The sequence below is a fragment of the Ruegeria sp. D6 genome, assembly GCF_056534365.1.
This window is the reverse complement of sequence record NZ_JBQFPH010000002.1, coordinates 157797-171714: the sequence shown is the minus strand read 5'-3', so window position 1 is coordinate 171714 and position 13918 is coordinate 157797. Positions and strand designations below refer to the sequence as shown.

Here is a 13918-nt window from a genome sequence, read left to right as displayed (position 1 = left end):
ATGCTAGGCTCTGTGCTAATGCTTGCCGGTTAGATCCATTTAAAGGGATAAAAATATGCGCTTTCCAAACTTCATTACAGACTTTCCAAGACTAGACGTGCCATTTCCCGAAGACGTCGTGCAGACGGCAGTCATTCGATCTGATGCTGGTTTGGTTGCCTTTTTTACTTTTCTTAAAGAAATGGAACTCCCACTACATTCACATGGTGCCCAATGGGGTACGGTGGTGGAAGGAGAAATTGAACTCACCATTGGCGGAGAGACGAAAGTTTATCTGCCCGGCGACAGTTATTCTATCCCAGCCGGAGTGGAGCATGGCGGGCGCATCAAGGCGGGTTCCCGAGTGATCGATGTGTTTGAAGAGCCTGACAGATACCCCATCAAAGACTGACGATTTACTTTTTAAACAATGACGTTGGGCGCGGTTGATATTGTGATGAACTTAAGCCGTGTCTCAACTTGCCGTCGATCAGAACAGGCAGCATGCGCTGCTTGAATGCATGCGCGTTTGTCAACGGCGGCTCATCGTTCCGGAATTCCAGTTCTGCCTGTCATTCTGCTAGCCCAAATGTAAAAATCCCTGTAGACTCGCAATCAGATCCCGAAAACGGGACGTTAACGAGGCAGATAGTGGCGGTATCTCATGACTGAGATGGTGTATGGCGCGGTCCAGGACCAGCGCGGCGAACCGATTCTTCCGAAGTGGTGGCGAACGATTGATCGCTGGACGATGTCCTGCGTCCTGATCCTGTTTGTCATCGGGCTTTTGCTGGGGCTAGCCTCGTCGCCGCCACTAGCGGGGCGTAACGGGTTCGATCCTTTCCACTATGTAGAACGTCAGGCGATCTTTGGCGGGCTGGCGCTGGTTGCGATGCTGCTGACCTCAATGATGTCGCCGACACTTGTGCGGCGGCTGGCGATTCTGGGCTTTCTGGCCTCGTTCGTGGCGCTGGCCTTCCTGCCGGTCTTCGGTACAGACTTTGGCAAAGGCGCGGTGCGCTGGTATTCGCTGGGTTTTGCCTCGTTGCAGCCATCCGAGTTCCTCAAGCCCGGTTTTGTCGTGGTGGCCGCATGGCTGTTGGCCGCATCACAGGAAATCAACGGCCCGCCGGGGCGGTTGTGGTCCTTTGCACTGTGTATGTCCATCGTGGCAATGCTGGTGATGCAGCCCGATTTCGGGCAGGCCTGCCTTATCCTTTTTGGTTGGGGTGTGATGTATTTTGTTGCCGGAGCCCCGATGCTGCTGCTGGTCGGCATGGCCGGGGCGGTCGTTCTGGGCGGCATGTTTGCCTATTCCAATTCCGAGCACTTTGCCCGTCGTATCGATGGTTTCCTTAATCAGGAACTCGATCCGACCACCCAGCTTGGGTATGCCACCAATGCTATCCGCGAAGGCGGTCTGTTCGGCGTCGGCGTGGGTGAGGGGCAGGTCAAGTGGTCTCTGCCTGATGCGCATACGGATTTCATCATCGCGGTCGCGGCCGAAGAATACGGGCTGATTCTGGTGCTGATTATCATCGCGCTGTACTCGCTGATCGTTGTGCGTTCGCTGCTGCGGCTGATGCGCGAACGCGACATGTTCATCCGTCTGGCTGGCACTGGTCTGGCCTGCATGTTTGGCGTGCAGGCTATGATCAACATGGGCGTCGCCGTGAGACTTCTGCCCGCCAAGGGCATGACGTTGCCCTTTGTCAGTTATGGCGGATCGTCCCTGATTGCAGGCGGCATCGCGGTTGGCATGTTGCTGGCCTTCACCCGAACCCGTCCGCAGGGCGAGCTGGGCGACATTCTGCGCGGACGAGGCTGATGGGCAAACCTTATCTACTAATCGCAGCAGGTGGCACCGGGGGCCACATGTTCCCCGCGCAGGCGTTGGCCGAGGCGATGCTGCAGAAAGGCTGGCGTGTGCGCCTGTCCACCGACCCGCGCGGAGCGCGCTATACCGGCGCGTTCCCCGCAGACGTCGAGATTGTCGAGGCATCCTCGGCCACCTTCGCCCGAGGCGGATTAGCGGCCAAGATGTTGGTTGGACCCAAGATTGCTGCTGGAGTCACTGGCATGGCTGTGCAGATGATGCGTGACAAGCCGGATGTGGTGGTGGGCTTTGGCGGCTATCCGTCGATACCGGCGCTGGGCGCGGCCATCCTGCTGAAGCTGCCGCGTATGATCCATGAACAAAATGGCGTTCTGGGCCGAGTAAACCAACTATTTGCCACCCGTGTGGCTGAAGTGGCCTGTGGTGTCTGGCCCACCGATTTGCCTGAAGGGGCCAAGGGCATACACACTGGTAACCCGGTTCGCGCCTCCGTTCTTGAACGCGCTGCTGCCCCCTATATCCCGCCTGGGGAGTACCCGATGTCCGTCCTGGTGATGGGCGGCTCTCAGGGCGCACGTATCCTCAGTGACGTGGTGCCGGGGGCCATCGCTGCGATGCCTGAATATCTGCGCGGGTATATCCGCGTCTCGCATCAGGCCCGCGATGAGGATGGTGAACGGGTCAAGGCCTTTTACGCCGATCACGGCATACGCGCCGATGTACAGCCTTTCTTTGACGACGTACCTCGCCGTATGTCCGACGCGCAGCTGGTTGTCAGCCGGTCAGGTGCCTCCAGTATCGCCGACATTTCCGTGATTGGCCGCCCGTCGATTTTGATCCCGCTTGCCACGGCTGCCGGAGATCATCAAACAGCCAATGCGCGTGGATTGGTTCAGGCAGGCGGTGCGATCATGATCCCCGAAAACGCCCTTGACGTTCCCGCGCTGACACAGCAAATGAACACGGTTCTCACCAACCCCGAAGCCGCACAGCAAATGGCCCATGCCGCGCTATCGGTCGGGGCACCGGACGCCACCGAGCGTCTGGTCGCCCTTGTCGAGCAACTGGCGCAGAAGGAGACCTCATGAATCCAGCAACCAAACTGCCGCAGGACGTTGGACCGATCCACTTCGTGGGCATCGGTGGGATCGGGATGTCGGGTATCGCAGAGGTGCTTTTGAACCTTGGCTACCGTGTACAAGGTTCGGACTTGAAAACCTCGAAGATTACTGACCGGCTGGTTGGGCTGGGTGCTGAGATTTTCGAAGGCCAGTGTGCCGAGAACTTGCAGAACGCCGCCGTGGTCGTGGTCTCAACTGCGATCAAACCGGGGAACCCGGAACTGGACGAGGCACGCGCGCAGGGCCTGCCCGTCGTCCGTCGCGCCGACATGCTGGCGGAACTCATGCGCCTGCGCTCGAACATTGCCATCGCCGGAACTCACGGTAAGACCACAACAACCACTATGATGGCGGAACTGATGGTCGCCGGCGATTTCGATCCCACCGTCATCAATGGCGGCATCATCCACGCCTATGGCAGCAACGCGCGCATGGGGCAGGGTGAATGGATGGTGGTTGAAGCGGATGAGAGCGACGGCTCATTCAATCGCCTACCTGCAACCATAGCCATCGTCACCAATATCGACCCCGAGCATATGGAGCACTGGGGCGATTTCGACCAACTGCGCGACGGGTTTTACGAGTTCGTCTCGAACCTGCCGTTTTATGGCTTGGCCGTCTGCTGCACAGATCATGCCGAGGTGCAGGCGCTTGTTGGCCGCATCTCCGACCGCCGCGTGCGCACCTATGGTTTCAACGCACAGGCCGATGTGCGGGCCGAAAACCTGACCTATAAGGGTGGCGTCGCCCATTTCGACATCCATTTGCGCCACGAAGACAAGGTGATTGAGGGCTGCACCTTGCCAATGCCCGGCGACCACAATGTCTCTAACGCGCTGAGCGCCGTGGCCGTGGCCCGTCATCTGGGCATGAAGGCCGGTGAAATCCGCGACGCGCTGGCCAATTTCGGCGGCGTCAACCGCCGTTTCACGAAGGTTGGAGAAATTGACGGCGTCACCATCATCGACGATTACGGCCACCATCCGGTCGAAATCGCCGCCGTTCTCAAGGCCGCACGTCAGGCCACCGAGGGCCGCGTTATCGCCGTCCACCAGCCGCACCGCTATTCGCGCCTCTCCAACCTGTTCGACGACTTTTGTACCTGCTTCAACGACGCTGATGTGGTCGCCATCGCCGAGGTTTTCGCTGCAGGTGAAGACCCGATCGAAGGAGCCAGCCGTGACGATCTTGTGCAGGGCCTGATCCGCCACGGCCACCGCCACGCGCGCGCGATCTTGAACGAAGAAGACCTGGCCCGCCTTGTCCGTGAACAGGCCCGCCCGGGCGATATGGTTGTCTGCCTCGGCGCAGGTACGATCAGTACCTGGGCCAACGGTTTGCCTGACCGGTTAATCGCCAAAGCGAGCTAACCTCGTGGCGCTATCGCTCATACTCGCCTGCGTCTGGGTCTTCGCTTCCACCATTGTGGCGATGCTGCCGATGCACCTGCAATTCCCGCCGGGTGTTGTACTGTTTGCCAGCGCGCCTGCTCTGATTCTGTGGCTGAGTTTAGACTATGGCTGGTTCGTCGGAATCCTGGCTGCTGGCGGTTTTGTTTCGATGTACCGCAACCCGATCCGCTACTACTGGCGCAAGTGGACGGGTAAAGAGGTGTCGGAATGAACTGGTCGATTGCGCTTGCCGGTCTGTGGGGTGTTGTCGCCAACGTGTTGGCGATGTTGCCCAGCAAGGACAACCATTGGCGGCGCGCCTATTTCCTGATCGCCGTTGGCGTCCCTATCCTAGGCTATGTCACCTATGAAAATGGTCCATGGATCGGGCTGCTGGTTCTGGCTGCAGGTATGTCAGTTCTGCGTTGGCCGGTGATTTACCTCACCCGTTGGACAAAGGCGAAAATGCAGGGCATGAAGGCGGCGAACAAGTAACTGGCCATTTTCAGGAGGCCCCCATGGTCGACATCGCCACTTTCGCCTATTTGCCGCTGATTACCCTGATCCTCGGGACGCTTGCGGGTTTTGTCGCCGCGCGCTGGATCGGCCTAAAGGCACTGCTGTGGCTGATCGGGCTGACCTCGGCCCTTGGTCTGGTACTGATCATAATGCTGGCCAGTGTCGGCACCGGGGAAGAGGAACAGGCGTTCGGCCCCTTCGTCTGGCTGACCGGTGCGGTCCTGCCCTTCCTGTTTGCGGTGATCATGGGTGGAGTAGGCGGGCGCAGCCTTGCATCGCGGGAAGGCGCATGAGCGAACTGCCCGACGTCCGTGGCCGCTTGTCCGCGGCGCGCTCTCTTTCCGAACTCACCTGGCTGCGCGTCGGCGGACCTGCGGATTATCTGTTTCAACCCGCCGATACCCAAGACCTTCAGTCGTTTCTGCGTGATCTGCCTGCGGATGTTCCCATCTTTCCTATGGGTGTCGGATCCAATCTGATCGTCCGTGATGGTGGTCTGCGGGCGGTGGTGATCCGATTGGGGCGCGGATTCAATGGTATCTCGGTCGACGGCAATACCGTCAGCGCGGGTGCCGCCGCGCTGGATGCGCATGTGGCGCGTAAAGCAGCGGATGGAGGTGTGGACCTGACTTTCCTGCGCACGATACCAGGCTCGATCGGCGGGGCCGTGCGCATGAACGCGGGCTGTTACGGCAGCTATACGGCGGATGTGCTGCAAAAGGCTACCGTGGTCACCCGCGCCGGAGAGATCGTGGACCTGACCCCGCAAGACCTCAGCTTCCGCTATCGCCAGTCCGACCTGCCCGAAGGCGCGGTGCTGATCTCGGCGACGTTTCAAGGCCCCTCGGGCGATCCAGCTGAGCTGCACGCTCGCATGGAGGCGCAGCTAAAAAAGCGCGACGAAACTCAACCCACCAAGGACCGCAGCGCCGGGTCGACCTTCCGTAATCCAGCCGGGTTCTCGTCGACTGGGCGAGCGGACGATGTGCATGACCTCAAGGCGTGGAAAGTGATCGATGACGCGGGTATGCGCGGGGCCACAAAAGGTGGCGCGCAGATGAGTCTCAAACACTCGAATTTCATGATCAATACAGGCGACGCCACCGCCGCAGACCTCGAAGGTCTGGGCGAAGAGGTGCGAAAAAAGGTTTACGAAACAAGCGGCATCACGCTAGAGTGGGAAATCATGCGGGTCGGTGATCCGCTGGAAGAATAAAGCCCCGACCGTCAGACCAAAACAGGCAAATTCAGGCGACGGATCAAAGGCATAAACGCAGTACGGACCACTACATAAGGTCCGGGGACATTGAGGCGCACATTGGGTATGTCGAGCAGGACAAACCCCAAAGTGGCGGTATTGATGGGCGGCCCCTCGGCGGAACGCGAGGTGTCTCTCAGCTCTGGGCGCGAATGCGCAGCCGCCCTTAAGGGAGAAGGCTTTGAAGTGGTCGAGCTGGACGCAGGTCCGGACCTCTGCGCGCGCCTATCAGACATCAAACCGGATGTGGTTTTCAATGCCCTGCATGGCCGCTGGGGCGAAGACGGCTGTGTGCAGGGCCTGCTGGAATGGATGCGCATTCCCTATACGCATTCCGGTGTGCTGGCCTCGGCGCTGGCGATGGACAAACAGCGCAGCAAAGAGGTCTATCAGGCCGAGGGCCTGCCCGTCACGCCCAGCGTGATTGTGCCTAAGGTTGAGGTGGTCGAGGTCCATGTGATGGAACCGCCTTATGTGGCCAAGCCTAATAACGAAGGCTCCAGCGTTGGCATCTATATCGTGCATGAGAATGCCAACGGTCCCCCGCAGCTGGGTGAAGATATGCCCGACCTTGTCATGGTCGAGAAGTATATTGCGGGTCGCGAACTGACTGTCACCGTGATGGGCGACCGCGCCCTGACCGTGACCGAGATCATGACCGATGGCGGCTGGTACGACTATGACGCCAAATACAAGCCCGGCGGCTCGTGGCACGTGCTGCCTGCCGACATCCCGCAGGATATCTTTGACCGATGCATGGACTATGCGGTTAAGGCGCATAATGCGCTGGGGTGTCGCGGCGTGTCCCGCACCGATTACCGCTGGGATGACAGCAAGGGTGCCGACGGGCTGTTCCTGCTGGAAACCAACACCCAGCCCGGCATGACGCCGACTTCGCTGGTGCCCGAACAGGCCGAGCATCTTGGCATCAGTTTCGGCCAGCTCTGCGCCTGGATGGTGGAGGATGCCTCATGCGACCGCTGACCGCCACCCGCGCGCCGGTGATCCACCGGACCAAACCGTTGGCGGGGCCGGATGCCGATTTCACCGCCGCGCCAAGGCCCGAGCCCAAAACCGAACCTAAGCTGCATTTGCGCGGGGCGCGTCTTTTTGGCCGCGCGCGCAACGTGGACCCCGCGCCCTCGCGCCTCAGCTACCGCTTTCAGCGCTGGATGCTCACCCCCGGCATCCGGCGCGGGCTAAAAATTGGCCTGCCGGTTCTGACCGTCGTTGGTTTGGTGGGTGGCTTCTTTGCCGCCGAAGAACGTCGTGAGGCGGTCAGCACCTATATCGCCGACATCAAGACCTCGATCCAGGAGCGCCCCGAATTCATGGTCAACCTGATGGCCATCGACGGGGCAGGAACCGCACTGTCTGAGGATATCCGCGAGATCGTGCCGCTCGATTTCCCGCTCAGTTCGTGGGATCTGGATGTGGAGTTGATCCGCGACACCATCACCGGGCTTGACCCGGTGAAATCGGCAACCGTACGCATTCGCCCCGGCGGGATTCTTCAGGTTGATGTGGTCGAACGCCAGCCGGTCATCGTCTGGCGCACCCGAGACGGGATCGAGCTATTGGATGAAACCGGAGCCCATGTTGACCGTGTTTCAGCACGCGCCGATCACGCAGCCCTGCCACTGATCGCAGGGAAGGGCGCGAACAAACATGTCCCCGAGGCGCTGCAAATCCTGACCACTGCCCGCAGCTTGGGCGACCGCGTTCGCGGTTTGGTGCGCGTTGGCGAACGGCGCTGGGATCTGGTGCTGGATCGCAACCAGCGCATCATGTTGCCGACCGAACGTCCGGCGCGCGCGCTGGAACGTGTGTTGGCGGTGAACGAGGTTCAGGACCTTCTGGAACGTGACGTGGCCGTGGTCGACATGCGACTGGGGCAGCGACCGACCATCCGAATGAACAAAACGGCCAGCGAAGACTGGTGGAACACAAAAGTAGATGTGAGTAGCGGGCAGTAACGACCATGATGACCGATCTTTATCAGTCCCAAAGGGCTATGCGGCAGATGCGCCGACAGGCAATGCAACGCGGTGTAGTTGCTATCCTGGATGTCGGCAGCTCCAAAATCGCTTGCCTTGTATTGCGCTTCGACGGGACGGGGCGGTTGTCCGAGGATAACTCGATCGGCTCGATGGCCGGACAAACCGGTTTCCGGGTCATTGGCGCTGCGACCACCCGTTCGCGCGGGGTGCAGTTCGGCGAGGTTACCGCGATGCAGGAAACCGAGCGCGCCATCCGCACCGCGCTGCAGGCGGCGCAGAAGATGGCCGATATCCGCGTCGATCACGTGATTGCATCCTTCTCAGGGGCGAACCCGCGTTCCTACGGGCTGGATGCGCAGGTTGATCTGGAAGGCCAATTGGTTACCGAAGCCGAGGTCGGTCGTGTCCTGAACGCCTGCGACGTGCCCGATTACGGCGAAGGGCGCGAGGTACTGCATGCGCAACCGGTGAATTTCGCGCTCGACAACCGCTCGGGACTAATCGATCCGCGTGGACAGTTGGGGCAGAGCCTTGCAGTGGATATGCACATGCTAACCGTCAATGCGGTGGCGATCCAGAACATCGTCCGCTGCATCAAGCGCTGCGATCTGGAGCTGGCAGGGATTGCGAACTCAGCCTATGTCTCGGGCATTTCCGCATTGGTCGAGGACGAACAGGAGTTGGGCGCGGCCTGTATCGATCTGGGCGGCGGCACCACCAGCATCTCGATCTTCATGAAGAAACACATGATCTATGCCGATTGCGTGCGCATGGGCGGGGATCACGTGACCAGCGACATTTCGATGGGCCTCGGCGTGCCCGCAGCGGTGGCCGAACGGATCAAGACCTTTAACGGTGGCGTTCACGCGACCGGAGCCGATGATCGCGACCTGATCGACATCGGTGGCGATACTGGCGATTGGGAGCATGACCGCCGTACCGTGAGCCGTGCCGAGTTGATCGGCATCATGCGCCCCCGCGTCGAGGAGATTCTCGAAGAGGTGCGTACTCGTCTGGACGCTGCTGGTTTCGACCACCTGCCAAGCCAGCAGATCGTTCTGACTGGTGGTGGCAGCCAGATCATGGGGCTAGACGGGCTTGCCAGCCGGATTCTGGGTCAGCGTGTTCGTTTGGGCCGCCCGCTGCGTGTTCATGGCCTGCCGCAATCCGCGACCGGGCCCGGTTTTTCTTCGGCAGTGGGGCTTAGCCTGTTTGCAGCCCATCCTCAGGACGAATGGTGGGATTTTGAGATCCCGGTCGACACCTATGCCGCGCGCCCGTTCAAGCGCGCCGTGCGCTGGTTCCGTGACAATTGGTAATGCCCTGCGTGGTGCAGCCGTTGGCGCGGCCCTTGGGCCCGCTGCGGCCCCGGCTCAAACCCTTATTACGCCCGAGGCGTTTCTGAGCGCCGTCGTTGGCAAAACGATCACCTTCCATGAAATCCGAAGCGGTATGTTGGTCGGGACCGAGGAATTCCTCAGCCCGTCTCTCTCGGTCTGGCGGATGGAGGGGCGGGGCTGTGTCTATGGCCAGATCACCACGCCAAATGGCCAGATCTGTTTTCTGTACGATGATGCGCCCGATGGCCTGCCAGTCTGCTGGTGGCCCTACCTGTACAATGACCGGCTGATGGTGCGGCTGGCGCGCTTCGTCGGCAGCGAAACGCAAGAGGTCCGTAGCATCTCTGAAGATGGCCTGAATTGCCCAAGTGCCCCGGTAGGCTAAAGAAATCAGTTGCGGCAACTGCCAAATTGCCGCAAAATAAGGTTCAAGGCCCGGCAGAGGCCCAGCGGCAGGACATTGAGCAGTTTTCCGCGACCAAACGAGTGACTAAAAGTTTTCGCATCCCCTCAAGGCGGGTGGGGTCTTTCCGTGTGTAGTGGCGCATGAGCCTTTCGCCGCAACATGTCGCGGTAACAGCGAAATGCCGCTGTTTGCTGCCTTATTTCCTCCATATTTTGTGGATTCGTGCGATTTTTCTGGTGACGTTTCCGAAATGACACAGTAAAATCGACTGTGGATAGGTCAGAAAAACCGCATTTTGCGGCAACATAAAAAACAGGCGGACAGAGCATGACATTAAATCTTTCGATGCCCGGGCACGACGAACTCAAGCCTCGGATTACCGTATTTGGCGTTGGCGGCGCTGGGGGCAATGCTGTCGACAACATGATTGAAAAACAGCTGGACGGCGTTGAATTTGTCGTCGCCAACACAGACGCACAGGCGCTGCAGCAAAGCCGTTCGTCGGCGCGGGTGCAGCTGGGCGTCAAAGTCACCGAAGGGTTAGGTGCAGGTGCGCGTCCGACCGTGGGTGCTGCAGCAGCTGAAGAAAGCATCGAACAGATCGTCGATCACCTAGCGGGTGCACATATGTGCTTTATTACCGCCGGCATGGGTGGCGGCACAGGCACCGGCGCAGCCCCGATCATCGCGCAGGCAGCGCGGGAGCTGGGTGTCCTGACCGTTGGAGTTGTCACCAAGCCCTTCCAGTTCGAAGGCGCCAAGCGTATGCGGCAGGCCGAAGACGGCGTTGATGCGCTGCAGAAAGTCGTTGACACGTTGATCATCATTCCGAACCAGAACCTGTTCCGTCTGGCCAACGAAAAGACCACATTCACTGAGGCGTTTTCGATGGCCGACGATGTCCTGTATCAAGGCGTCAAAGGCGTGACCGACCTGATGGTGCGTCCGGGTCTGATCAACCTCGACTTCGCCGACGTTCGAGCCGTGATGGACGAGATGGGCAAGGCGATGATGGGTACAGGCGAAGCCACCGGTGAAGATCGCGCCATTCAGGCAGCCGAGAAGGCCATTGCCAACCCGCTGTTGGACGAAATCAGCCTCAAGGGTGCCAAGGGTGTGCTAATCAACATCACCGGTGCGCACGACCTGACCTTGTTCGAACTGGACGAGGCCGCCAACCGCATCCGCGAGGAAGTGGACCCGGAGGCCAATATCATTGTCGGTTCGACCCTCGACACCGAGATGGAAGGCGGAATGCGCGTTTCAGTCGTTGCCACCGGTATCGATGCCAGCGAGAAAAGCGAAGATGTACCGGTCGCCCGCCGTTCGATGTCGGCTCCGCTGACACGCACGGTTTCGGCAGAAGACTCCACGCCTGAACAAATCGCTGCAGATGAGGCCCCGGCTGAGGACAACATTGCGCCCACGCTCTTCGAGTCCATCGAAGATGTCGAGTTCAATGAAGGCTGGCAAGACGAACAACCCGCTGCCGAGCAGGAAGATGACGGGCTGCCTCCGCCCGCCTATCAGCCTCAGGTTGCGCAGTTCGAACCGCAACCCGAAGTCGAAGAGACAGTCGACTCCTACGACGCACCGTGTGCCCAGACCCCCGGTACACCGTCTCCGGAAGCGATGCAGCGGTTGCAGGCCGCAGTTCAGAAAGTACCTTCGAACCGGCTGCGTCCGACGCCTGAGGCACCTCGCGAACCGGCCCCTCAGCCGCAGCAAGCGACCGAGGATCGCCCGCGTTTTGGCTTCAACCGATTGATTGACCGGATGACCGGCCATGCGGCCGATACGCCCGCTCAACCGGTACGCCAACAGCCTGCGATGCGGTCGGTTGACGCAACGGCACCTGTTCAGGATGAAGCCGATCCTGATCAGGAGCGCATCGAAATTCCCGCCTTCCTACGGCGTCAGGCCAACTGATCGCGGTAACAAAATCATCCCGAAGGGCCGCCATCGCGCGGCCCTTTTTTGTGGAAACACAAGGTGTTGAGCTGGTGTAAGCAGGGATTTGCCGATGTGTCACATTCATGTTTCATTCGGTTGCAAAAGGTGAGTTGAGCCTCAACGCCCCCTTCCTTAGTTGAGGGTGCATCACAGCCCCTGATAGGCTGGACACAACTCACCGAGGCTCACATTGCAACATACGCTCAAATCTTCAGTCACGTTTGTTGGCACTGGGCTGCATAGCGGCAAGCCTGCGACGATGGTTCTGAAGCCTGCAGCGGCAGGTCATGGAATCTGGTTCAAACGGACTGATATCGAGCTGGGCAATGCGTTGATCCCCGCTATCTATGACGTTGTTGAGCGGACGCCTCTTTGCACACGATTGGTTAACGATGCGAATGTGTCGGTATCGACTGTGGAACACATCATGGCGGCACTTGCCGGATGTGGTGTCCATAATGCGCTGATTGAAATCGACGGTCCCGAAGTCCCGATCATGGATGGTTCGTCCGTGGCCTTTGTTCGGGGCATCATGGCCAAAGGCGTTCGTCGTCAGGCTAGTCCGGTACTGGCTTATGAAGTGCTCAAACCCGTCTCTGTTGAACGCGAGGGCGCAAAGGCATCTATCGCGCCTGCGGAAGGTCTGGAGATCGAGTTCCACATTGATTTCGAAGATGACGCCATCGGAAGCCAGACAAAAGTTTTGGACATGCGCAATGGTTCGTTTGCGCGTGAACTCTGCGACAGTCGCACGTTTTGCCGCCGCACAGATGTCGAAGCGATGCGTGAAAACGGATTGGCCTTGGGCGGCACATTGGACAATGCCGTAGTCGTACAGGGCGACGAAGTCCTGACCCCGGGTGGCTTCCGTCACACGGATGAAGCGGTGCGCCACAAAATGCTGGACGCTCTGGGTGATCTCTATCTTGCAGGCGGTCCGATTCTGGGGCGCTTTGTCGGCGAGAAGTCGGGGCATTCGATGACCAACACATTGCTGCGCAAACTGTTCGAAACACCGGGCGCTGTGCGACCGATCCTTTGTACCCCTGAACAAGCCGCGCGTCTGCCCGGCCAGGGCCTTGTGCGAAGCGAAATCCCGCAGGTTGCGTGATCTGATCAACTCTGACGACATTTGCGCCATGAGGGTGGATAAGGCGTTTTGCACTGGAATTTTATGTGCTAGACCGAGGCCCGATCAGGGGTAATTCCCGCTAAGTAGACGACAAGGATGGGCGGAATGGTTGGCAGCAAAGCGGCAGTCAGAATCGCAGGTGCGCTTCTTCTGGCAGCAACTTTGACGGCATGTGGTAATGCCGGAGGTCTGTTTGGTAACCGTGGGGCAGACCGCAGCCAAAACCTCGAAGGTTTCACGCCTGAACAGATTTACACCCGCGGTGAATACGAACTGTCGCAGAATCGCTCGGACGACGCGGCTTGGTATTTCTCTGAAGTAGAGCGGCTTTATCCTTATTCCGATTGGGCGAAACGTGCGCTGATCATGCAGGCGTTCTCATTCCATTCGGACCAGAACTATGAAGAAAGCCGCGCCGCCGCGCAGCGATATATCGATTTCTATCCCACTGACGAAGACGCCGCCTATGCCCAGTATCTTCTGGCGCTTAGCTACTATGATCAGATCGACGAAGTGGGTCGTGATCAGGGGCTGACCTTTCAGGCACTGCAGGCGCTGCGCACGGTGATCGAAGTCTACCCAGACAGTGAGTATGCCACATCTGCCGTACTGAAATTCGACCTTGCCTTCGACCATCTGGCTGGCAAAGAGATGGAGATTGGGCGTTATTATCTGCGTCAGGATCACTTCACTGCGGCAATCAACCGATTCCGCGTGGTGGTCGAAGATTTTCAGACCACATCTCATACCGCCGAGGCGCTCTATCGCCTGATCGAGGCGTATCTGGCGCTGGGACTGGTGGACGAGGCGCAGACCGCGGGTGCGATTCTGGGTTACAACTATCAGTCCTCGGAATGGTACGACGCGGGGTACACGTTGCTGACGTCGCGTGGTCTCGATCTAAAGAGCCGAGGTAACAATTGGCTCAGCACGATCTATCGCCAGACCGTCAAGGGTGAGTGGTTGTAACGGCCATGGCTAA

Annotated in this window: 15 protein-coding genes; all 15 read left to right on the top strand. The window is 59.3% G+C overall.

Going from position 1 to position 13918, the window contains the following annotated elements; all coding sequences use genetic code 11:
- The first annotated feature begins 55 nt into the window (after positions 1-55).
- The 15 genes from ACR0A1_RS08275 to ACR0A1_RS08205 all read left to right on the top strand — a co-directional run bounded on the left by ACR0A1_RS08275 (position 56) and on the right by ACR0A1_RS08205 (position 13905).
- Complete coding sequence (locus ACR0A1_RS08275; protein WP_170392042.1) at positions 56-391, top strand: cupin domain-containing protein; 336 nt, start codon at positions 56-58, stop codon at positions 389-391.
- A gap of 252 nt (positions 392-643) precedes the next feature.
- Positions 644-1807, top strand: a complete 1164-nt coding sequence (gene ftsW / locus ACR0A1_RS08270; RefSeq protein WP_170392040.1) for a putative lipid II flippase FtsW — start codon at positions 644-646, stop codon at positions 1805-1807.
- The gene (locus ACR0A1_RS08265) at positions 1807-2904 is read left to right on the top strand and encodes a UDP-N-acetylglucosamine--N-acetylmuramyl-(pentapeptide) pyrophosphoryl-undecaprenol N-acetylglucosamine transferase (RefSeq protein ID WP_480867041.1); all 1098 of its coding nucleotides are present in this window, start codon (positions 1807-1809) and stop codon (positions 2902-2904) included. The genes ftsW and ACR0A1_RS08265 overlap by 1 nt, the downstream gene beginning before the upstream one ends.
- On the top strand, positions 2901-4307 hold the full coding sequence (murC, locus tag ACR0A1_RS08260) for a UDP-N-acetylmuramate--L-alanine ligase (protein ID WP_480867039.1): 1407 nt from the start codon (positions 2901-2903) through the stop codon (positions 4305-4307). The genes ACR0A1_RS08265 and murC overlap by 4 nt, the downstream gene beginning before the upstream one ends.
- Before the next feature lie 4 nt (positions 4308-4311).
- Positions 4312-4560, top strand: a complete 249-nt coding sequence (locus ACR0A1_RS08255) for a DUF2484 family protein (protein ID WP_170512262.1) — start codon at positions 4312-4314, stop codon at positions 4558-4560.
- A complete protein-coding gene (locus ACR0A1_RS08250) occupies positions 4557-4823 on the top strand; it encodes a DUF2484 family protein (RefSeq protein ID WP_170392032.1) in 267 nt (88 codons plus the stop codon). The genes ACR0A1_RS08255 and ACR0A1_RS08250 overlap by 4 nt, the downstream gene beginning before the upstream one ends.
- A gap of 23 nt (positions 4824-4846) precedes the next feature.
- A complete protein-coding gene (locus tag ACR0A1_RS08245) occupies positions 4847-5140 on the top strand; it encodes a hypothetical protein (protein WP_170392030.1) in 294 nt (97 codons plus the stop codon).
- Positions 5137-6063 (top strand): UDP-N-acetylmuramate dehydrogenase, encoded by a 927-nt coding sequence (gene murB, locus ACR0A1_RS08240; protein ID WP_480867036.1) that lies wholly within the window; start codon positions 5137-5139, stop codon positions 6061-6063. The genes ACR0A1_RS08245 and murB overlap by 4 nt, the downstream gene beginning before the upstream one ends.
- A 102-nt stretch (positions 6064-6165) precedes the next feature.
- Positions 6166-7089 carry a D-alanine--D-alanine ligase gene (locus ACR0A1_RS08235; RefSeq protein ID WP_480867628.1) on the top strand — a complete coding sequence of 308 codons (924 nt, stop codon included), beginning with the start codon at positions 6166-6168 and terminating at the stop codon, positions 7087-7089.
- On the top strand, positions 7077-8081 hold the full coding sequence (locus tag ACR0A1_RS08230; RefSeq protein ID WP_170401363.1) for a cell division protein FtsQ/DivIB: 1005 nt from the start codon (positions 7077-7079) through the stop codon (positions 8079-8081). Before ACR0A1_RS08235 ends, ACR0A1_RS08230 begins: the two co-directional genes overlap by 13 nt.
- A gap of 8 nt (positions 8082-8089) precedes the next feature.
- Positions 8090-9424: a cell division protein FtsA gene (ftsA, locus tag ACR0A1_RS08225; RefSeq protein WP_480867627.1), complete on the top strand. Its 1335-nt coding sequence runs from the start codon at positions 8090-8092 to the stop codon at positions 9422-9424.
- Positions 9411-9830 (top strand): hypothetical protein, encoded by a 420-nt coding sequence (locus ACR0A1_RS08220; protein ID WP_480867033.1) that lies wholly within the window; start codon positions 9411-9413, stop codon positions 9828-9830. The genes ftsA and ACR0A1_RS08220 overlap by 14 nt, the downstream gene beginning before the upstream one ends.
- Before the next feature lie 348 nt (positions 9831-10178).
- Complete coding sequence (gene ftsZ / locus ACR0A1_RS08215) at positions 10179-11780, top strand: cell division protein FtsZ (RefSeq protein WP_480867031.1); 1602 nt, start codon at positions 10179-10181, stop codon at positions 11778-11780.
- Positions 11781-11994: 214 nt separating this feature from the next.
- The gene (lpxC, locus tag ACR0A1_RS08210; RefSeq protein WP_170420844.1) at positions 11995-12915 is read left to right on the top strand and encodes a UDP-3-O-acyl-N-acetylglucosamine deacetylase; all 921 of its coding nucleotides are present in this window, start codon (positions 11995-11997) and stop codon (positions 12913-12915) included.
- Positions 12916-13041: 126 nt separating this feature from the next.
- A complete protein-coding gene (locus ACR0A1_RS08205) occupies positions 13042-13905 on the top strand; it encodes an outer membrane protein assembly factor BamD (RefSeq protein ID WP_170392015.1) in 864 nt (287 codons plus the stop codon).
- Positions 13906-13918: the final 13 nt, after the last annotated feature.